Here is a 20,044-nt window from a genome sequence, read left to right on the forward strand (position 1 = left end):
TGGCTAATGCAGGGATCTCACTCTGCACTTACCGCCAAGCCTGGCAGTGAAGAGGGAAGGACCATGAAAAACGAACTTAATCCAGCTAAATTGCTAGCGGCTTATGCGGTCGTGATGGAAAAAGGCGAAGAGATCGAATTTGGTAAGATCTATGAGGGCGTAGAAGCGTCAACGGATTATGATGGTTATAACGTTTACCTGAAGGGTAATGGCGTTGAGCTGCGCGTTGGTTTCCACAACACCTATGACCTGAAATACGACCAGTTACACCTTAAAGACAGTTTTTTGAAAAAGGTTGATGCGTTGGTGGCCAACAAAAAAGAGTTTGGCGACCATCATTAAAAAGCCCGGGCGACCGGGCTGTGGTTTACCCTGCGGTGCTGGCAGTGGAATGGCCTGTTTGCTTTTTGCGTGTCATTTGTACTATGGGGCGGGTGAATGGAATCTTTTCCAACAGTAATACAAGCCCGAAAGAAAGCAGGACAGTCAGCGGTGTCATTAAGAATTCTTTGATGGGTCCCTCGATGAGCAGGGCACCAAACAGGTTGAAAAGGAGGATCAGCGGCACGAAGTGGGCAACATAGATGCCGAGGACACGCTTACTCAGGGCAAAGGTAACAGGCGAATCACCCCAGTGCGGATGGTTAAGCAGCAGGGCAAAAAAGCCAAGCGCCATGACAGGAGTACCAAGCAGGAAATCATGGCTTGCCATCCACACGCCAAATTGTGCCAGGTTAACCCCTTCAGCCAAGCAAAAAGCCATGCCACCCAGCAGCATTCCCCACGCAGCCCGGTTAGAAAACTTTATGTTGCGGCGACGCAGCTCAAAGCCTGTCGTCACCATCAGCAAACTGAAAAACGGGCCATTGCGGGTAAAGATAGGCGCTTCGCCTTCCATTATTGGCTGATAGCTCCCCGCACCTAATCCCCATACGTAAAGACCCAACGCGAGAGGCATCATCAGCCCTTGCTGGTTATATTTAATCAACAAGGCAAGAATGCCCAATGCACTTAACAAGCCGGGAATGTACCAAAGGTGAACCAATCCACCCTCAAACAGCGAGTTGAGTGGGGCTTCAAGCAGGTAATCCCAGTATCCGCTCCGTTCTGTCAGGTAGCCTTCAGTCATGGCGATATCAAACCGGAAGGGCATGGCAAGGTAGATAAGGCTCCATACAAACCAGATTGTCATCAGGGGCTTAGCATAATGGAAAAACGTTTTTGTTGGGTTTTCGAGCAGCTTGGGTTGCACAAAATACCCTGTCAACACGAAGAAAAAGGGGACGGCAAAACGGCAGACCTGATTGATAACATCTGAAAGAATATTTATCCCTTCACTGTATGCGTCTCCACGGAGTGGGGCGACATGAATAATGATGACGGCCACGATGGCGAATAAACGACCCATCTCGAGGGACGGGATACGGGCGGCGGACATAGCGTCTCCTGAAAATACGCGACAAACAAAAGGTACATGAAGAAAAACAACGCTGACTATAAGGAATAATTGTCCATAATTTGATGCAGAATGCTCGGAATTGGGAGGTGGCAACGGAAAATGTGGTTAGGCGGTAAGTGTTTGGTTAGAAAAGTATCGTTGGGGTATGGCGATAAAAGCCAAACTTTGTCATGCGATCGGGTCTATCCTATCCGGTGTCACTGAACCAGCATAAAGACCAGGATTTCCGCACTGTCTTAGGTTGGTCGAATTAAACTGTTTTGAGGAACACTGAACGTGGGATGTGGATGGTAGCTGTGAAGAAAAAGTCGCATCAAAATGTGTAGAAATGTGTCTAAAAAGCTATTAGAGAAAACTTATCTAATAACACGGTGTTCTACATGTTTCTTTAAGCGACAACGCCTGCTATACTCCCCGCCCTGATATAAGCCAGTAATTGTTTATAGAGACGAACAATGACAGATCTAACTAAATACAGAAACATCGGTATTTTTGCTCACGTTGACGCGGGTAAGACTACCTCTACCGAGCGTATCCTGAAGCTGACCGGTAAAATCCACAAAATCGGCGACACTCACGACGGTTCAACAACGACTGACTTCATGGAGCAGGAAGCTGAGCGTGGTATTACCATCCAGTCAGCAGCAACGACCTGTTTCTGGAAGGATCACCGCCTGAACATCATCGACACCCCTGGACACGTGGACTTCACGATCGAAGTTTATCGTTCTCTTAAAGTACTGGACGGCGGTATCGGTGTATTCTGTGGTTCTGGTGGCGTTGAACCTCAGTCTGAGACCAACTGGCGCTACGCAGATGAATCTCGCGTATCTCGTCTGATCTTCGTAAACAAACTGGACCGTATGGGTGCAGACTTCTATCGCGTTTGTGAGCAAGTGAAGAACGTGCTGGGCGCGACACCATTGATAATGACTCTGCCAATCGGTATTGAAGAAGACTTTGTTGGTGTTGTTGATATCCTGAACCGTCAAGCGTACGTTTGGGATGACTCAGGTCTGCCAGAAAACTACGAAATCAAAGATGTTCCAGCAGACATGGTAGAAAAAGTTGAAGAATACCGTGAAATGCTGATCGAAACTGCGGTTGAGCAGGATGACGACCTGATGATGGCATACATGGAAGGTGAAGAGCCTTCTGTTGAAGACATCAAGCGTTGTATCCGTAAGGGTACCCGCGACCTGGCATTCTTCCCAACCTACTGTGGTTCTGCGTACAAAAACAAAGGTATGCAGCTGGTTCTAGATGGCGTTGTTGACTATCTGCCTGCGCCAACTGAAGTTGATCCTCAGCCTCTGACTAATCCAGAGACTGGTGAACCAACAGGTGAAGTGGCAACGGTTTCTCCAGACGAACCTCTGCGCGCGCTGGCGTTCAAGATCATGGACGACCGTTTCGGTGCACTGACCTTCATCCGTATCTACTCAGGTAAGATGAAGAAAGGTGACACTGTTCTGAACAGTGCAACCGGTAAAACTGAGCGTATCGGCCGTATGGTTGAGATGCACGCAAACGACCGTACCGAGATCGACTCTGCACAAGCAGGTGACATCATCGCGGTTGTGGGCATGAAGAACGTTCAGACTGGTCACACCCTGTGTGATCCTAAGAATGAATGTACGCTGGAACCAATGATCTTCCCAGATCCAGTAATCTCTATCGCTGTTACGCCTAAGGACAAAGGCGCATCTGAGAAACTGGGTGTTGCACTGGGTAAAATGGTTGCAGAAGATCCATCTTTCCAAGTGGAAACTGACGAAGATTCTGGCGAAACCATCCTGAAAGGTATGGGTGAGCTGCACCTGGATATCAAAGTTGACATTCTGAAGCGTACTCACGGTGTTGAGCTGACTGTTGGTGCTCCGCAGGTTGCTTACCGTGAAACGATTACTCAGGCAGTTGAAGACAGTTACACGCACAAGAAACAGTCTGGTGGTTCTGGTCAGTTTGGTAAGATCGATTACCGCATCAAGCCAGGTGAACCAGGTTCAGGCTTCAAGTTCTCTTCTACTGTTGTTGGTGGTAACGTTCCTAAGGAATTCTGGCCAGCAATCGAGAAAGGCTTCGCTGGCATGATGGAAAGCGGCGTTCTGGCTGGCTTCCCAACGCTGGATGTTGAAATTGAGCTGTTTGATGGTGCGTTCCACGCTGTTGACTCATCAGCAATCGCATTTGAAATCGCAGCGAAAGGTGCGTTCCGTCAATCTATGCCTAAAGCGGGTCCACAACTTCTTGAGCCAATCATGAAAGTGGACGTGTTCACGCCAGAAGATCACGTAGGTGACGTAATTGGTGACCTGAACCGTCGTCGTGGTATGATCAAAGACCAGCAAGCAGGCGTAACAGGTGTTCGCATCAAGGGTGACGTACCACTGTCTGAGATGTTCGGTTACATCGGTACCCTGCGTACGATGACTTCTGGTCGTGGTCAGTTCTCTATGGAGTTCTCACACTACGCACCTTGCCCAGCAAACGTTGCTGAGAAAGTTATCGCAGAAGTCAAAGAACGTAACGCTAAGAAGTAATTCTTAACGACGTTAAAGAGAATACCCCGCATGCGAGAGCCTGCGGGGTTTTTTGTTGAATGATTGGGATGAGTCATTACTGTTGGGGTGTTGGCTGTGTGGCCAGTGTTGCCAAAGACGCCAGGGTCTTTTCCACTTTCTTGATTTCGAAATCGCACTTGTCCAGTCTATGGCGTTCTGCCACGTCGGCGGGATTGTTGTACGCCAGCCAGACATTCCTTTCGCTATCTTCCCAGATAAGGGCTTTATGTGGCAGTTCAATCTTCGCTGTTTGGCTGCATGAGATTAACGGCGTTCCTTGCTTGGGATAATCGAAAATCACCATTTCGGCGAAGTGAAAGTCTTTGCCTTTTTCCTGCATCTTCTCACCATGATCAGTGCGGCTAATGACATTCAAACCCTGTACTCTTACTGCTGCTATAAGGCGGTTTGCGGTGGTTCGGACATCATATTGGCTTTGTACTTGAACTATTTCTTCCTGTGCTGTTGAAGGCTGGCTAATGATGGCAGTAATGAGCGCGAAAAGTCGGATGTTCAATCTCATAGTTGAATCCTTGTTACGACTATCTGAACGATAAACTGTCAACGCCTGGTCAAACGGATGCTGCTAAATTCACGCCTGATTGGCCTGCAAGAAGACGCCATTAACCACAATGTATTGAGTGAAATGAGGCCGCATGCCGACACATAAAAGATTAGCAAATTGTCTTAGACGACACTGAAATTCACTAAATCATTCGTGCGACAACCGATGAAAATGTTAGGTGCTGAATCCCTTAGAAGCATATTGGAGGAAAGGATGGGAGTAAGCCCCAAACCACCTTTGCAGTGAGGCAGTTTGGGTCATAAAGAGGTTTTCAGTCCCGAATTTTTTTTAAGGCACTCGCCCACGGGTCCGTTTTTTCTGTGTTTGGCTTTTCGCAAAACGTATCGAGATAGAGCTGCTCAACTTTTTCTCTCGCCCAAGGCGTTTTTCGTAGGAATTTTAGGCTGGATTTCACCGAAGGGTCACTGCGAAAACAGTTAATCGCAATTTGGTTACCCAGTGATTGCCAGCCATAATGTGCCACAAGCGCATGGATGATCTGTTCTAGTTTGACGCCATGTAACGGGTTGTTTGGTTGATGGATCATGATTAACGAGTGATTGGATGAAGACAGCAGCGACTTTGCCACAATACAGGAGGCGGTTCAATGAAAAACAGGCGCGAAAAGTGCCTGTTCATATTTCATCTTTGTTGCAGTTAGCGACACATTGACAGGGTGATGTGAAAACGGATGTCTTCACAGATGCCAGCAAGGTCAACCAATCGGTTACATTGATATTCTACTGATTTATCAAGATTTATTGTGCAGATTCTGAACATGGACATGGCAATAATTTCAACGTCATAAAGAAAGAGAATATGATACAAGGATCCAAAAATCGGTAATGGCTCTTTTTCAAAGCTGGAAGCTCACATGCCCGGGCGTATTTACATTCATAAATACAGTTGTGTTCAATGCATGAGTTATGAGATAGTAATGAGAATCAATATCATTATTGGTGTTAGAGTCAATGCGTGAGCTACTGCTTATCGAGACAGTGACTTCTCCTTGCGGATGGATAAAAAGCACCCTTTCAGACTACGGTTGCAACGTCACGCGGGTGTTGCATGTTAAACAGGCAGAAAGGGCGTTGAGACAAGCACATTTCGATCTTATCCTCCTTGCTGGTGAAGGTGTCTTACCATGTTTGACGGATGTAAAACGGTTGCGGGTGGCGACCGACTTGCCAGTGATCGTCGTACTGCCACAAACCTGTGCAATTGATGAAACCAGTCTTCTGGTCGCAGGCGTCAACAAACTGATTAATATTTCTATACCGCGACACGCGTTGTGGGAAGAAACCAAAACTGTTTATGACACGGTCAGATCGTTCAGTTAATACACAGAGTGTTGGCATAATGCGTAGCGTTAATGACAATCAGCTACCTGTGCCAATAACCACGAAAGTGTGTTCCATTTTACAATGCAAATGCTTCAGAGAGACGCAATTTCATGAATGCTGTTAAGCGCTATGGCATGGCTACCTTATTAAGTCTGCCTTTGTTTGTTCACGCGACAGATATGGATAAAGCCGCAACGATAGAAACGCAAACGGTCACCGCCGCTGCGGTATCGCAACAGCGTATTGATGCCAGTGACGAGCAATCGCAAATCACCAAAGCTGACATTGAGCGGTTAGAGCGTGAAATTGAAAACCTTACGCTTTACCGTAGTCACCTCCAATCTCTGGTGCAGAGTCAGCAGCAAGAACAGGCAAGTCTGAAACAGCAACTCGCGGAAATTGCCCAAACGCGGCAGGGGATTGTGCCCTTGATGTATCGTATGATTGATGAACTCACTACCTGGGTGGAAACCGATCTTCCTATTAAGCGGGGACAGCGTCAGGCGCGCGTTGACAGCTTGAAAACCTTGATGACTCGGGCTGATGTGGCAGATGCAGAGAAATTCCGACGGATACTTGAAGCGTATCAAATCGAGCTGGATTATGGCGCCAAGCTGGGTACGTATCAGGAAACACTGGCTCTCGAGGGTGTTGAGCGGGATGTGGATATTCTCCACCTGGGCCGACTGTCATTGGTCGCCAAGAGCCTGAACGGCGAGCAATTCTGGTTCTATGACCAGCCGACAAACCAGTGGTCAGCCATTGAAGACCATTCGCATGAGGCATTACAGCAGGCGTATGACGTCGCCAATAAAAAACAGCCGCCGACACTGATGGCACTTCCCTTGTCTATTTCAATGAACGGGGAGGTCGCACAATGAACATGAGGTCATTTTTTACTCTGGCGATTTCTCTATGTTTATTTGCGGGATTGCCAGCACATGCAGATTTGGTGTCTAAGACCAAGGCCGCGCAATCTGATTCAACGCAGCACAACATTGTACGTGAAGCAACGTTCACCCAAACCGAACAGGCGTTGAAAGCCCGTTTATCTGAGCTCAAGGCGCAGCAACAGGCATTGGAAGCTGAAGCAGAGCAACTGAACCAGATGTTCAGTGACAACGAGAAAATACTGGCCGGGCTGGAAGAGACACTCCGGCTGGAAGCTGGCAGTCTGGGTGAAGTGTTTGGCGTAGTGCGTCAGGCCGGACGTGAAATCAATGCAGAGCGCTTTAATGCGCCAGCAGCCATAAACCAAGCGGATATGGATACCGCGCTTGAGGCGATCTCGGATGCGAAATCCCTTCCTTCACTGTCGACATTGACGGCATTCTGGCAGGGCATGTTGAACGAGCTGAAAAACAGTGGCGATATCCGTACCGAGTCGGTCAGTGTGCGTGACGATGACGGTGTGGTGTCAAACCAAACTGTTGTCCGTCTGGGCAATATTGGCCTGGTCAATAGGCAAGGCTATTTGGAATGGGACAGCGTGCGCCAGCAAGCAAATCAATTGCCTGTGGTGGAAAAAGGCGGTTTGAACACAGCGAAGTTATCAGCATTGCCAAAAGGCGAGCTGGCGTTGCTGGATCCCACGCGCGGCACCGTGCTGAAACAGCTGGCCAATACGCCGGCACTGATGGACAGGTTTGAGCAAGGCGGGATTGTCGGAAAGATCATTGCCGTATTGTTGGCGGTTGGATTGTTGATCGCACTGGTGCGTGGCATCTCGATGTTCCGGGCCCGCATGGCTATCAACAAACAGATTAAAACCCCAACACAGCCCGGCAATAACCCGCTTGGCCGTATTCTCAATGTTTATGCCAATGAGCCGGACCGTTCACTGGATACACTGGAACTTCGCCTGATGGAAGCCATCATGGATGAACAGCAGCACTTTGAAAAAGGTCTCTCCATGCTCAAGCTGCTTGCGGCTCTGGCACCGATGCTCGGCCTGCTGGGAACTGTCACCGGAATGATCGAAACTTTCCAGGTGATCACCCAATACGGTAATGGCGATCCAACCATTATGGCGGGTGGCATCTCCATGGCGCTTGTCACTACAGTGATGGGGCTGGTGGCAGCAATCCCACTGTTGCTTGCGCACAATGTGCTGAGTACACAGGCTGATACCCTGCGTGGAATGCTTGAAAAAGTGGGCGTCAGCCTCGTCGCTGAACAGTCTGAATCCACTCAAAACGTGACGCCGATAGTGAAACTGGCATGACAGAACTGATCATTCTAGAATCCGGCAGTTTCGGCCACTGGTGGGATTCGCTGCAGAATTTTATGACTCAGGGTGGCCCGGTTTTGTGGGGGCTGGCACTGGTGGCCGTACTGAGCTGGTTGTTGGTCTTCGAACGCCTGCTGTTTTTGACTACCGCCTTTCCAGCGCTGCAAAAACAGTATGTTGAAAAGTGGTACTCACGGGAAGACAAAACGTCCTGGGTAGCCCGTGCGATGCGTGAAAGCTGGCTTTTCGACGCCCATACCCAACTTTACCGCAACCTCAATTTCCTTAAAGCTCTGGTGGCCATTTGCCCGATGCTTGGCTTGCTTGGCACTGTTACCGGGATGATCTCGGTGTTTGATGTCATGGCATTACAAGGCTCGGGAGAGCCCCGCTCTATGGCAGCGGGCATTTCCCTGGCAACGCTGCCGACCATGGCCGGTATGGTCATTGCCCTGGCAGGGTTATTTGCCCATGCAAGGCTGCAGAAAACCTGCGAGCGCCGAGAGGCATCGCTGGCTCAGGCATTAAGGAGTCAGTCGTGAGATTTCAACGTCACCAAAAACAACGCGAAGATGCGCAAATCGACCTGACTCCCATGCTCGATATTGTGTTTATCATGCTTATTTTCTTCATCGTTACCAGCACGTTCGTGCGGGAGTCCGGTGTGGATGTGAACCGCCCAACAGCAAACAATGCGACGGCACAAAAGAGCGTGGGTATTTATGTGGCAGTTACAGCAAATAACGATATCTATATCGATAAAACCCGTGTCGATGAAGAGCGGGTAGAAGCCACACTGACCCGTTTGGTGAGTGAGCAGCCAGAAGCCTCACTGGTCATTCAGGCCGATGAGCATGCGTACAATGGTACTGTGGTCAAAGTCATTGATGCAGCAAAAGGAGCTGGCATCGTGAAAATTGCTCTGGCGGCGGAGAAACCCTGATGCTGCGCATGCTGCTGGCACTGCCTTTTGGTGTGGCCATTGCGTTAGGCTTATTTGCCCTGATGGCAACCATGGTGACGCCACCTCCAAACTCTGAGGCGGGTGAAGATACCCTGTTTGCGTTTGATGTGTTTATGAGCGAGCCGGAGAGTGAGATAGAGCGTCGCGATCGCGTTGCCCCGCCCAAACCGGATGTGCCGCCCCCGCCGCCAAGTATGCAGATGAGCGCGGTGACTACCACTGCGGTTTCTGCCCCTTCAATCCAGGCAACCATGCCGGATGTATCCATGGATATTCAGGTCGAGGGAATGAACATTAATATGCCAGCCATTGCGGCTCCCATAGTGGGGAGCCCTTCCCCTGGGTTTGGCCAGGGCAATCAATCGGCAATGCCGCTGGTCCGTGTTCAGCCGAGCTACCCCGCCCGGGCACTGAAACGTGGCATCGAAGGCTACGTGATTGTCAGCTTTACCATTAATGAAGAAGGTCGCCCAACAGACATGAGAGTCGTGGAAGCTTCGCCAAAACGGGTGTTTGACCGTGAAGCCTTAAGGGCATTGAAAAAATGGAAATACTCACCACTGCTCGTTGACGGTAAACCGGTGCCGCAACCGGGGCAGACTGTCAAACTGGAGTTCACCCTCGCACAATGAAGCCTTCTATCCAACAATGTCTGCGCCGTCGTTCGTTGCTTCTTTTGCTGGCTGGCGTACTGTTTGTTCCTTTTGTGGAAGCCGGCGAGCTTTCTCCCTCAACCGCACGGCAAGTACAAAAAGCGTTGACGCTGCAATCACAGGAGCAGTGGCAAGAAGCGGCTGAAGTGCTGGAAAATGCAGGTGCACCCACTGATTTCGACAAGGCGTTTGTAAACCGTATTCTGGGGGTGGTGTATTGGCAAAAGGACGAGCCCATCAAGGCCATCAATGCACTTTATGCTGCGGTAAATAGCAAGGTACTGGAAGAGAAAGAACAGCTTTCCTCCGAGCGTATGTTGGCGGATTTGCTGATGATCCAGTCGCGCTACCGTGATGCCTTGACTATTTATTATCCTCTAGTCCAGCAAGAACAGGTAGCAGCTAGGGATAAAGCTGAAATCTGGCTTCGTATTGCGCAGGCACACTATCAAAACAGGCAGTACAGTGATGCGCTGAAGGGCATTGACCAACACCTGAAACGGGCGGCTGCAACCGTGTCGTCACTGTCGCTCAAACTGGGTGCACAAGTGCAGCTTAAGCACTGGAAAGGCTCGGCGCAGACACTGAAGCAGTTGATTGCTCTTGAACCTCGCAACAAGACTTGGTGGGTTCAACTGGTCGGCAGCTACCAAAGGCTGAAAGACAACCGGCAAATGTTGAATACACTGATACTCGCTTCCCGTGATGGCATTTCGCTGACGGCGTCTGAAAAAGTCATGATGGCACAGCTTTACCAGCAGCAGGGGGTGCCAGAGAAAGCGGCTGCGCTGATGCAGGAAGTCAACCGGGCAGACGATAAGCCGGACGTGACCCGTGTGGTGATGGAAGCCTCTTACTGGCAGCAGGCGAAAGAATGGGAGAAAGCGATTGGTGCCTGGGAACAGGCGGCACACCTTTCGCCCAAGTACTACTGGGCTGCCTCCCAGCTTTCGCTTCAGCACGGATATTACCAAAAAGCGCTGACACTGCTGGAAAACGTTCAACAGCCAGAAAAAGCGGCTGACATTGAGCTGGCACGAACGTTTGCTTACGACAAGCTGGATCAAATTGATCAGGCATTGATGCATGCCAAACGTGCCCATGAACTGACGCCGTCCAGCCAAAGTGAGTCTTGGATTCAGTACCTTAGCCAAAAACGCCAGACCCTAAAAATCTTGCCTGTTTTATGATGCTCACATTCTGTAGAAATAAATCCCGAAATACTAGTTGACTAGTACATCAATATCCCTTTATTATCCGGTCCTCTCCTGAGAATCGCCCGCGGTTGCGTTATCAGGTGGTTAAAATCCGGCAGGTGCCGGACAAGTAAAAACACTGTCGAGCCCTGCGCTCATATGCAAGAGAAGTACCCTGAATGACGTTAGATCTCATCACAGACATTCTTGGATGGACATCCGTTGCTTTTTATATCGGCATCACAATTTTCAACAGCATGAAATTTACCCGCTTTGCGGCGTTTGGCTCAGCAGCCAATGACACGGTTTGGGCGTTTTTGATGGGCTGGTGGCCAAAAGTTATTCTGAATCTTTCTGTGGCCTCACTGAATACCTATCGTTATGCAAAAGACTTTACCAATGCATCCAAGACAGTGGTCCTTGCGTTGGGGAGCGTGATGGCGGCAGGTATTCTTTACATTGCTTATATCGCCGTAACGGCCTTTATTGCTGATCCGACATTGCCTGTTGCACTGCAATTCGCTGATCTTGGCATTATTCTGTTGGCACTGTATATGACGACATTGACCAATTACCGCAAGTTGATGTTGCTGTCAGGTTTCATCGGTATGGCGGCGTATTACGGTAATCCTCAGATGATGGTGATCAAAGCATTGGTTATCGGCATCATGACTTACAAGCTGTTGTTTGATAAATCACAGGACTTGGAAACCGCTGAAGCGGCGTGATGCCAGATAGTCTGAATAAGGGCACCGTTTGAGGCTGCCCCTCATACACAAATCCCTGAGCAACGCTCAGGGATTTTTTTTGAACGCATTCTGCGCACTGTGATCAGATGGTTACGAATTGGCCATGTCTCTCAATCTCGAAGACTTGTGACCAAGAGATAGCCGTTTGGGGTGCCCTTTTTGATTATGGTATCCCCTTACTGATGGTGTTCTTCGCGACGGGTTGCGGAGCTCAGCATGGTGGGAGATACTCGACCTCTTACCTACTGTCCAGAGTATTCATGGAATGAATAAAAACGTTTGGTTGTTGGCACTTTGTCAGGCTTTGCTGATGAGCGGAAACATTGTGTTGATTTCTGTCAATGGCCTTATCGGTCAGCAACTCTCACCGAGTGATACTTGGGTAACACTGCCCGTTTCTACCCAGTTTGTAGGCTTAATGATGGCCACGATCCCTGCATCGTTGATCATGGCGAAAATTGGTCGTAAAAACGGTTTCCGGTTGGGTAATATTATCGGTATTCTCGGCGCACTGCTCTGTGTTTATGCGTTGAACCAGGGGGCGTTTTGGCTGTTTTGTTTCAGTACCCTGCTTCTCGGAGTTGGCATTGGTTTTGGAACGTTGTACCGGTTTGCGGCGATTGAAGTGAGTGAGCCGGAGGTGCGAGATAAGGCGATTTCGCTGTCAATGGCTGGGGGCGTGTTGGCGGCTACTCTCGGTCCGAATCTGGCCATTGCCAGCCAACACTGGTTACCCGGCACCCATTTCAGCGGCGCATTTGTCGGCATTGCTGCGCTCTATATTATTTCCTTGCTTGTGTTGCATTTTATTGCGCTTCCTCCAGCTGTTGCGTCCCGCGATCAGTCTGTGCAAAGCCCGGTTGGACAAATCCTCAAAGCGCCAGGATATCTGGTGGCGGTGATTGCAGCAGTGGTGGCGTATGCAGTGATGAATTTGCTGATGACAGTGACGCCAATTGCCATGCACAAACACGGTTTTCATTTTGAGCAGGCGGCACTGGTCATTGAATGGCACGTGCTGGGGATGTTTATTCCTTCATTTTTCACCGGCACTATTATTGGCAAAATTGGCGCACGTATGACGATCCTTCTTGGCAGCCTGTTTTTTGTTGGTTGTATTCTGGTAAACCTCAACGGTGTTTCTGAGTGGCACTTTAGGGCAGCATTGGTGATGTTGGGCGTGGGCTGGAATTTTATGTTTATAGGGGCGACCAGCCAGCTCACCCAAACCTATTTGCCACAAGACAAAGCAAGGGCTCAGGCGATGAACGAGTTTGCCGTTTTTGGCAGCGTAACGGTTACTGCATTGGCCGCGGGCTTTCTGGAGGCCAGCCTTGGTTGGCAAACATTGAACCTAATCGTGTTGCCATTTGTGTGTGCAGTTCCCCTTATTTATCTATTGGTTACACGGACACCAAAGAAAATAGTGGCATAACAGCACCAGAAATGACCCTGTGCGCTCTGTCACACTGCTATCTTTACTGAACCACCCTTTTGAAACGGAGGAGTGAGTGGTATGGAATTGGAAAATGAACGAGGGGAAACCATGCATCTGGCCGATGACCTGACGTTAAAAGAAATGGTCGAGATGGGATTACTGGTCGTCTTATCTGATGCCAGTGACGACGGTGAGGATTGCTGGATACCGACAGAACCCTTGGAATAGATGTGAATGAGAAAAAGCCCAGCCGGGCTTTTTCTGTTTTCATACTCCACCCCAGAACTGAAAGCGTCAGCCTAAACGAGGCATTCCATGCATGTTATTTCTGTTTTTCCGCATGGTTATTTTTAGGCAATGGATAACGCCGGAACCCATGATTTTGGGCAACGAATTATTCATGATGTGATCCCACATAAAAGGCGGTCATTTTCCTTTTGCCTAAAAACTTCTAGAATCTCGAGTCATGTATGTGCCACATCGCGCTGGTGCATACGTTTCAAAAAGGATGTCTTATGAAACTGTTTGTATTTGATCATTGCCCATTCTGTGTGAAAGCTATGATGGTTGCAGGTTTGAAGAAAATTGACCTTGATTTGGTTTACCTGCAAAACCACGACGTGGATGCCCGTGTCGAAAAAGTGGGAGCTAACCTGGTTCCTATCCTGCAAAAACCAGATGGGAGCTACATGGCCGAAAGCCTCGATATTGTCGCTTATCTGGATAACCTTGACGGTGCGCCAGTGGTTGCTGAAGGGCACCTGGGTGAGCGTATTGCGGCGTGGCTGGACGTGGCGGGGCAGTATAGTTCGAGATTGACTTACCCGCGCTGGATGATGATCGATTTACCCGAATTCCAGTGCGAAGAAGCGACAGCCTGGTTCACCAAAAACAAGTCTGCCATGATCAAGATGTCGTTTGAGGACGCCTTTGCCAATAGTGACGAGTACATTGCCAAGTTAAACGTCGAGTTGCTGAAACTGGATTGGCTGGTACCACTATCGCAACGGGACAACAGGCTGACTTATGATGATATCAATATTTTCCCTTACCTTCGTAACTACACGGTGGTGAAAGGCTTGCGTTATCCAGGAAATGTCCGCCAGTATCTGGATGAAATCTCCAAGCTGACAGGCGTCGGGTTATATGATTCGGTGGCCGTTGGAACACCTTCACGAGCTGTCTAATCTTTGAGAATGAGGGGCGGAAACTCTGCCCCGATTCAACACAAAATGCTAAGTGTTTCCTTATCAAAAGCGAGGAAACATGGTGATGACCCAAAGTCGAACAACACGCATTCAGGCCTTAATCATGTTAAGTGTTGCGTTAGCGTCTTGTTTATCAAGTGCATCGGAAGCGCAAAGGGAACTTGCACTTAAGGTCTTTGGCACCATGCCAGATAGGATGCCGGGCAGTGAAGATGATACACCGGAACAAATCGCGCTAGGGAAAGCGCTCTATTTTGAAACCGCGCTTTCTGTCAATGACAGCCAGTCTTGCAATTCCTGCCATGACCTCAACGTTACTGGTACAGGTACAGAGCCCAGATCGGTCTCCGTGGGGGCGTTGGGTGAGACAGGGACGCGAAACAGCCTGACGACCTGGAATGCGGGATTCCAGTTCGTCCAGTTTTGGGATGGCAGGGCAAAAACACTGAGCGAGCAGGCGCGAAGCCCCATACTTAATCCTGCTGAAATGGCACTGACGTCTGAACAGGAAGCGGTAGAGAATCTCAGCGAGAAAAAATATCAACCTTTGTTTGCAAAGGCATTTCCCAATAAAGATCTGCCATTAACGTTTGAAAATATCACCCTGGCCCTGGCTGCCTTTCAGAGAACGCTTATCACACAAGACCGGTTTGATGAGTGGCTGTTGGGAAACGACAACGCGTTGGATGAGCGGGAAATCCGGGGAATGGAACGTTTCGTCAGAGTGGGCTGTAATGCCTGCCATAATGGTCCGTTGATGGGTGGTCAGTTGTTTATGAAAATGGGGTTGGTCAATCCTTACCCCAACCGTGAAGATAAAGGCAGGGCATTTGTGACCGGCAATAGTGCTGACAACTTTATTTTTAAAGTGCCGACACTGCGTCATGTCGCCCAAACGGCACCTTATTTTCATGATGGCGCTGTGTTTTCGCTGGAGCAGGCGGTGAAAGACACGGCATGGCATCAACTGGGGACCAAGCTAAGTGAGCAGGATGTTACCGACATCAGTGCATTTCTTCGAGCGTTGGATAATACCCGCGAACTCAACAGCCCCTAGGTGCGAGCACCCTGAATCCTGTATATCCAGACCGTTTAGGTATAATAATAACGACGCCATAGCGCCGTTTATGCAGGTAAAAACCGTCGGAGAAGCTTACATCCTAGTGGCTCGTTCAACATGGTATAAATAAATCTCATGCAAAATCCGTTCAGAGATGATCTCGGAAATGATCCCGTCAAAACGGCTTTGAAGGTTTTGTACGGAAGGAATGAGCTGCATGACTCCCGTTTCGTTTTCTTCAGTCACTTCTATATTCAGACTTAAATCACAGTCCAGAGTGGCAATGAAGGATTTCAGACGCTCCAGAATACAGTTCACCATGTACTCGTTGGAACTGAGCTGGGTCAACTCTTCGCGAATTAGTTCTGTTATGTCGCTGGTTCGAGGCTCACGTGATGAGCCTCCCACAGCAGGGAATGGAATCACAGTCGGCATAGCGTTATCTCTTTAAAATAATCAGTATTGGTATCTGTCTATCAGACAGTTTTTTCTTGTTTGTTTAGTAAGTTAGGCAAAGTCAGCGTATTTGACCAGAGTGTGCTTGAGATAGTGCAGCTAGGTTTGCAATCTTAGTAAAAAACATGCAAATAGAGACTATTTTATACTTGCACAATCGCAAATGTTCGACTAGTCGGACGCCAGGCCAGTTTTTAGTGAGTTTTTGCTTGTGTTCTGATAGGCGTAAGCCCTATCTAGGGCTTTGAACCCTGCATTCTTTCACAGAGCTGAAGAGAGTTCTGTTGGATTTTCTCATACAAGACATCAGGACGGCCATCGACTTCGAAGTCATGCTGTTCGAGTGTTTTGCAGTCTACCGAGAAGTCTACTGCCCCCACCATTAACGCAGCTCCTTTCATCTTGTGGGCGATTTTTTTCACGTCGGGAAAACGGTTTTCCTGCCAGGCGATCGCCAGTTCGCTCATGTCGCTTTCCTGTGTTGACAGATACCTGTCAACCAGCATACCAATCAATACTGGATCATCTCCGGTATTTTCTTTCAGTGTTGAGAAGTCAAAGGGCTCAAGGGTTTCGCTGAATGCGTCAGGTTCTCGGCCGGGTGTGCTGGCCGGTTTGGCAGGCATTGTGCGCTGTGTGGCGGCAAGGTTATCCGTGGCATTCTGGAATAAAGGTTCTGCGTCCGGGGTGGGGAGGAGCTTGTTCATCACGGCGATCAATTCTGCCTGTTTAAACGGTTTGGCGATGTATTCGGTCATGCCTACATCGAGGCATTTTTCTTTGTCACCACTCATGACATTTGCGGTCATTGCCACGATGGGAACGGCGGGCAGGCTGTTCTCAGATTCTAGCTGGCGGATTTTATGGGTGGCTTCGAATCCGTCCATGACGGGCATCTGGCAATCCATGAAGATCATGTCGTAGCGATTCGACATAAAGCGCTCAAAAGCAAGGGCGCCGTTGTTTGCAACCGTTGTCTTACAGCCGAGTTTGGTGAGTATGGTTGTGATCAGTTCTTGATTGACGGGATGGTCTTCAGCAACCAGTACCGATACGCCTTTTCTGTTCAAGCTGATCGTAGCATTGCGTGCTGTGTGCGCTTTTTGGGTGAGCTGGTGGAATATGTCTTCCTGATTTAAGCCACTGGCATCAAGGCTGGCGACCTGTTGTAGTGTTTGGCTCAAGGCTTCAATGTTATAGGGGGCCGTTAAGGCCGCTGAAATAGGCACTGCATCCTGCGTTAAAACACCCCGGATATCTGCCAGGTAAACCGTGTTCCGTGAGTGGCTGGGCGGTTGGAGTGCATCCTTGATTTTTTCCAGTGAAATTGTGTGGTCGACCAGAGTGAAAACAAATCCGCCTTCTGATGATAGCGTGTAGGCAGCCGCGTTTTCATCCCGTGCGACAGTGACAGACAAGCCAAGGAAACGAAAGTACTTTTGCAGGTTTTTAACTTGGCTGACACTGCGGGAAATCAGCAGGGTTTTGATGTTCTGGAGTGCGTCGATAGATGTGGTCAGTTGTGCCCTTGTGTTCGCTGGGACATCCACCGTAAACCGGGCGGAGAAGGTGGAACCTTGTCCAATACTGCTCTCGGCTTTTATGTCACCATTAAGCAATTCAGTAAACTTTCGGCAAATTGGCAGGCCAAGTCCGGTACCCTGGTAGCGCCGCTTACTGGAGTTATCAATCTGGGAAAAGTTTTCAAACGCTTTATCGAGTTGTGCTTTTTCAATCCCGATCCCCGTGTCGGTGACTTTTAGTGCTATTTCACAACGGTTTTCTATACGGCTAACCTGGGTGATAGAAACATCAACGTAACCGCTATCGGTAAATTTGGCTGCGTTGCCAGCAAGATTAACCAGAATTTGGCGCAATTTGGAAAAGTCAGACGTGATTTGGTGTGGGAGTAATGGATCGGTATAGGTTGTGAAAGTGACATTACTTTTTACGCGGGGAGCGACGATATTGGTGACATTTTCAACTAATTCATGGATGCAAAAGGTTTCGTGGCGTACAGTCATTTTGCCCGCTTCGATTTTCGATAAATCCAGCACATCATTAATGATGTCCAGCAGGGCGTTGGCAGAAGTGGTAATGGTGTCGTTGTAGCGGCGCTGTTCAAAAGCCAATTCGGTGTGGGACAGAACTTCTGACATACCGATAATGCCGTTTATCGGGGTGCGTATCTCGTGACTCATCATGGCAAGAAAATTAGATTTAGCGTCATTGGCCTGTTCCGCATCTTCCTTGGCGCGCCTTAAGGCTTCATTCACTTCCTGGTTTAGCTGGGCCTGACGGTCTGAGTACAGCATACTGCTCATGCTTTTAACAACCGGTGCAATCCAGCTGATCAGCTCTTCGGTATAGGGGCTGCTGCGGCCTGCAATCACAATAACACCGATATCTTCTCCTTTGGTGATAAGCGGAATAAAAGCGTAGTGCTCGAAGAAACTGTCGGCATGCTCTCCATGTTGTGGATGATCAGAAGAATAATGGGTTCGTCTCTGTTGGATGGAAGACTCCGCATAAGGCACAAGGTGTGCTGGAAGACCGTCAAATGTTTGATCCAGAAAGGTGGTCTGGTGTTTGAACATCACCTTTTGATTGCTATCTTTCAAGGCAAGCATTGATGCCAGCTTGCTGTCAGTAAAGGTTGCAAGCACCACCAGGGCTTTTTTGAATGACTTCTCAGAATTGCCCGTCGTCATATAAAGATCTTGTACGGTGTTAAACACCGAGTAAAGGGCATTGCTTTTGCTTAGCTTGGCTTCAGCCCGGGCACTTTCAGTGATATCCCGAATATTAATAACAACGTAGATACTGTCATCAATCTGTTGTTTTCTCGCCTTCAGACTCAGGCAAAGGGAATTGGTCTCTTCGTCGGGTGATTGTTTATAGATTTTACTCGCTTCATTTTTATCCATCGCCGCATCAAAAAGCTTACTCAAAATAGCGACGAGGGGTTCATTCTTTTCGGTGCTGAGTTCTATCAATTTGGGTTTATTGCCCAAGTTGGCGGGTGGGCAAACAAAAGACAGGGTTTTATCATTGATGGTTACTGCGACACCTTCCTCGTTGACAATGATGACACCATCCGCGTAGTTGCGGAGAATAGATTCGAGATAGCGCTTACTAAAACCGATGCGGAGCACGTAACCAGATTGCTTGACCAGAAACAGTAGGTAGGCTCCGGTGACGACCAAGAAAGCAACGATAAGATAGATACGGGTTGATTTCAGGATACTGAGCCCGTTGTTGGCATCGTATTCAACCACCAACCCCAGGGGAATTGAAGGATGCCAGCGCCAGGCACCAATGGAATCTGTCGGAAGGTGGCCTTTGTAGCCTTGGGTGTTTAAGGCTATTTTATCTGACAGGGTTCTTAAGAGATCAGCAGGATGGGCGGCATCAGGATGTGAAAGTTTGTAAAGTATTTCTTTGCCAAGGGGTGGGAGAGTGTGTTGCCTCGAAGGATAAACCACCGTGCCATTGCGACTGATAGCAAACGACACATTTGAGCCTTCAAGGGTATGGGAGGTAAAAAGTTTTTCAAAGTCAGCGCTTTTTCGGGAAGCCAGTAGAATAAATGGTTGATCGTAAGGCCCTGTACTTGGCAAGGTGACTCCCAGATGTATTTCTGGTTCCTGATTGTCAGGCGTCCCGCCCGGGTACTTAACAATGTGGCCCACACGCAGAAGTTCGTTGATATATTTGTTAAAAGCACTCACGGTAAACTCGTTAAATCCATCACTCAGACTGATCAGTAACTCTCCTTGTGGTGAGAAAAGTAGCACATTGTTGAGGGAAAAAGAGTCGCGGTACAGCTCAAGGTGTTTGGATATTTCGCCAGCGTTGGAAAACGACGATGATTGATAGATCCCGCTGGCAAAAAGCCCTTCTCTCAGATCACTATCATTTTTAATAATTTGCAGTTCTCTTTCTCTTGATGTATGCCAGTCGGTGATGGCGGCTGTGAGGTTGTTGATTTCTGAGCTTAGGAAATATTCGAGCTTTTGGTGGGTATCGTTATAAATGAATTGGTAGAACCAGAGCAGGGAAGACACCAGTGCAGCAATCACTAATCCACCACTGAGAAACAGTTGATATAGGTTGTGATGCGTTTCCTTTCCGTTATGGTTCAGCGGGGTTGGCATGG

At 48.7% G+C, this 20,044-nt stretch carries 19 protein-coding genes; 14 read left to right on the forward strand and 5 right to left on the reverse strand.

Going from position 1 to position 20,044, the window contains the following annotated elements; all coding sequences use genetic code 11:
- Positions 1-63: 63 nt before the first annotated feature.
- The gene (locus VHA_RS12385) at positions 64-342 is read left to right on the forward strand and encodes a DUF3081 family protein (RefSeq protein WP_005504792.1); all 279 of its coding nucleotides are present in this window, start codon (positions 64-66) and stop codon (positions 340-342) included.
- Between the two features lie 25 nt (positions 343-367).
- Here the strand turns inward: VHA_RS12385 and VHA_RS12390 are convergent, their stop codons facing one another.
- Positions 368-1,438, reverse strand: coding sequence for an acyltransferase (locus VHA_RS12390; protein WP_005504793.1), 1,071 nt, complete (start codon positions 1,436-1,438; stop codon positions 368-370).
- 476 nt (positions 1,439-1,914) lie between these two features.
- Between VHA_RS12390 and fusA the strand changes: the two genes are divergently transcribed.
- Positions 1,915-4,002 (forward strand): elongation factor G, encoded by a 2,088-nt coding sequence (fusA, locus tag VHA_RS12395; RefSeq protein WP_005504794.1) that lies wholly within the window; start codon positions 1,915-1,917, stop codon positions 4,000-4,002.
- A 76-nt stretch (positions 4,003-4,078) separates the two neighbouring features.
- On the opposite strand, the gene VHA_RS12400 is transcribed toward fusA, so the two are convergent.
- Together VHA_RS12400 and VHA_RS12405 are read right to left on the reverse strand one after the other, a co-directional pair.
- Positions 4,079-4,546 carry a DUF302 domain-containing protein gene (locus VHA_RS12400; protein ID WP_040528865.1) on the reverse strand — a complete coding sequence of 156 codons (468 nt, stop codon included), beginning with the start codon at positions 4,544-4,546 and terminating at the stop codon, positions 4,079-4,081.
- Between the two features lie 313 nt (positions 4,547-4,859).
- A complete protein-coding gene (locus tag VHA_RS12405; RefSeq protein WP_226926511.1) occupies positions 4,860-5,138 on the reverse strand; it encodes a VF530 family protein in 279 nt (92 codons plus the stop codon).
- Positions 5,139-5,559: 421 nt separating this feature from the next.
- Between VHA_RS12405 and VHA_RS12410 the strand changes: the two genes are divergently transcribed.
- The 12 genes from VHA_RS12410 to VHA_RS12460 all read left to right on the forward strand — a co-directional run bounded on the left by VHA_RS12410 (position 5,560) and on the right by VHA_RS12460 (position 15,426).
- Positions 5,560-5,928 (forward strand): hypothetical protein, encoded by a 369-nt coding sequence (locus VHA_RS12410; RefSeq protein ID WP_040528867.1) that lies wholly within the window; start codon positions 5,560-5,562, stop codon positions 5,926-5,928.
- Positions 5,929-6,041: 113 nt separating this feature from the next.
- Positions 6,042-6,812 carry a DUF3450 domain-containing protein gene (locus VHA_RS12415; RefSeq protein WP_005504810.1) on the forward strand — a complete coding sequence of 257 codons (771 nt, stop codon included), beginning with the start codon at positions 6,042-6,044 and terminating at the stop codon, positions 6,810-6,812.
- The gene (locus VHA_RS12420) at positions 6,809-8,155 is read left to right on the forward strand and encodes a MotA/TolQ/ExbB proton channel family protein (RefSeq protein WP_005504811.1); all 1,347 of its coding nucleotides are present in this window, start codon (positions 6,809-6,811) and stop codon (positions 8,153-8,155) included. The genes VHA_RS12415 and VHA_RS12420 overlap by 4 nt, the downstream gene beginning before the upstream one ends.
- Positions 8,152-8,703, forward strand: a complete 552-nt coding sequence (locus VHA_RS12425) for a MotA/TolQ/ExbB proton channel family protein (protein WP_005504814.1) — start codon at positions 8,152-8,154, stop codon at positions 8,701-8,703. The genes VHA_RS12420 and VHA_RS12425 overlap by 4 nt, the downstream gene beginning before the upstream one ends.
- Positions 8,700-9,104, forward strand: a complete 405-nt coding sequence (locus VHA_RS12430) for an ExbD/TolR family protein (protein ID WP_005504815.1) — start codon at positions 8,700-8,702, stop codon at positions 9,102-9,104. Before VHA_RS12425 ends, VHA_RS12430 begins: the two co-directional genes overlap by 4 nt.
- On the forward strand, positions 9,104-9,757 hold the full coding sequence (locus tag VHA_RS12435) for an energy transducer TonB (protein WP_005504817.1): 654 nt from the start codon (positions 9,104-9,106) through the stop codon (positions 9,755-9,757). The genes VHA_RS12430 and VHA_RS12435 overlap by 1 nt, the downstream gene beginning before the upstream one ends.
- On the forward strand, positions 9,754-10,968 hold the full coding sequence (locus VHA_RS12440) for a tetratricopeptide repeat protein (protein WP_005504819.1): 1,215 nt from the start codon (positions 9,754-9,756) through the stop codon (positions 10,966-10,968). The genes VHA_RS12435 and VHA_RS12440 overlap by 4 nt, the downstream gene beginning before the upstream one ends.
- Positions 10,969-11,153: 185 nt before the next feature.
- Positions 11,154-11,702 carry a hypothetical protein gene (locus tag VHA_RS12445; RefSeq protein WP_005504821.1) on the forward strand — a complete coding sequence of 183 codons (549 nt, stop codon included), beginning with the start codon at positions 11,154-11,156 and terminating at the stop codon, positions 11,700-11,702.
- A 286-nt stretch (positions 11,703-11,988) separates the two neighbouring features.
- Positions 11,989-13,158: an MFS transporter gene (locus VHA_RS12450; RefSeq protein ID WP_005504829.1), complete on the forward strand. Its 1,170-nt coding sequence runs from the start codon at positions 11,989-11,991 to the stop codon at positions 13,156-13,158.
- A gap of 87 nt (positions 13,159-13,245) precedes the next feature.
- Positions 13,246-13,389 (forward strand): hypothetical protein, encoded by a 144-nt coding sequence (locus VHA_RS18970; RefSeq protein ID WP_162021948.1) that lies wholly within the window; start codon positions 13,246-13,248, stop codon positions 13,387-13,389.
- 287 nt (positions 13,390-13,676) lie between these two features.
- Positions 13,677-14,348: a glutaredoxin 2 gene (gene grxB, locus VHA_RS12455; protein WP_005504831.1), complete on the forward strand. Its 672-nt coding sequence runs from the start codon at positions 13,677-13,679 to the stop codon at positions 14,346-14,348.
- An 85-nt stretch (positions 14,349-14,433) separates the two neighbouring features.
- On the forward strand, positions 14,434-15,426 hold the full coding sequence (locus VHA_RS12460; RefSeq protein WP_005504832.1) for a cytochrome-c peroxidase: 993 nt from the start codon (positions 14,434-14,436) through the stop codon (positions 15,424-15,426).
- 96 nt (positions 15,427-15,522) lie between these two features.
- On the opposite strand, the gene VHA_RS12465 is transcribed toward VHA_RS12460, so the two are convergent.
- Both VHA_RS12465 and VHA_RS12470 read right to left on the reverse strand, forming a co-directional pair.
- Positions 15,523-15,864 (reverse strand): hypothetical protein, encoded by a 342-nt coding sequence (locus VHA_RS12465; protein WP_040528870.1) that lies wholly within the window; start codon positions 15,862-15,864, stop codon positions 15,523-15,525.
- Between the two features lie 257 nt (positions 15,865-16,121).
- On the reverse strand, positions 16,122-20,042 hold the full coding sequence (locus VHA_RS12470; protein WP_005504834.1) for a hybrid sensor histidine kinase/response regulator: 3,921 nt from the start codon (positions 20,040-20,042) through the stop codon (positions 16,122-16,124).
- Positions 20,043-20,044: the final 2 nt, after the last annotated feature.

The organism is Grimontia hollisae CIP 101886 (genome assembly GCF_000176515.1).
Lineage (GTDB): Bacteria > Pseudomonadota > Gammaproteobacteria > Enterobacterales > Vibrionaceae > Enterovibrio > Enterovibrio hollisae.

Excerpts from the sequence above, each read along its gene's own strand:
- VHA_RS12385 (WP_005504792.1), top strand. The coding sequence starts at position 64 with ATGAAAAACGAACTTAATCCAGCTAAATTGCTAGCGGCTTATGCGGTC.
- VHA_RS12390 (WP_005504793.1), bottom strand. The coding sequence starts at position 1,438 with ATGTCCGCCGCCCGTATCCCGTCCCTCGAGATGGGTCGTTTATTCGCC.
- fusA (WP_005504794.1), top strand. The coding sequence starts at position 1,915 with ATGACAGATCTAACTAAATACAGAAACATCGGTATTTTTGCTCACGTT.
- VHA_RS12400 (WP_040528865.1), bottom strand. The coding sequence starts at position 4,546 with ATGAGATTGAACATCCGACTTTTCGCGCTCATTACTGCCATCATTAGC.
- VHA_RS12410 (WP_040528867.1), top strand. The coding sequence starts at position 5,560 with ATGCGTGAGCTACTGCTTATCGAGACAGTGACTTCTCCTTGCGGATGG.
- VHA_RS12415 (WP_005504810.1), top strand. The coding sequence starts at position 6,042 with ATGAATGCTGTTAAGCGCTATGGCATGGCTACCTTATTAAGTCTGCCT.
- VHA_RS12420 (WP_005504811.1), top strand. The coding sequence starts at position 6,809 with ATGAACATGAGGTCATTTTTTACTCTGGCGATTTCTCTATGTTTATTT.
- VHA_RS12425 (WP_005504814.1), top strand. The coding sequence starts at position 8,152 with ATGACAGAACTGATCATTCTAGAATCCGGCAGTTTCGGCCACTGGTGG.
- VHA_RS12435 (WP_005504817.1), top strand. The coding sequence starts at position 9,104 with ATGCTGCGCATGCTGCTGGCACTGCCTTTTGGTGTGGCCATTGCGTTA.
- VHA_RS12440 (WP_005504819.1), top strand. The coding sequence starts at position 9,754 with ATGAAGCCTTCTATCCAACAATGTCTGCGCCGTCGTTCGTTGCTTCTT.
- VHA_RS12445 (WP_005504821.1), top strand. The coding sequence starts at position 11,154 with ATGACGTTAGATCTCATCACAGACATTCTTGGATGGACATCCGTTGCT.
- VHA_RS12450 (WP_005504829.1), top strand. The coding sequence starts at position 11,989 with ATGAATAAAAACGTTTGGTTGTTGGCACTTTGTCAGGCTTTGCTGATG.
- grxB (WP_005504831.1), top strand. The coding sequence starts at position 13,677 with ATGAAACTGTTTGTATTTGATCATTGCCCATTCTGTGTGAAAGCTATG.
- VHA_RS12460 (WP_005504832.1), top strand. The coding sequence starts at position 14,434 with ATGACCCAAAGTCGAACAACACGCATTCAGGCCTTAATCATGTTAAGT.
- VHA_RS12465 (WP_040528870.1), bottom strand. The coding sequence starts at position 15,864 with ATGCCGACTGTGATTCCATTCCCTGCTGTGGGAGGCTCATCACGTGAG.
- VHA_RS12470 (WP_005504834.1), bottom strand. The coding sequence starts at position 20,042 with ATGCCAACCCCGCTGAACCATAACGGAAAGGAAACGCATCACAACCTA.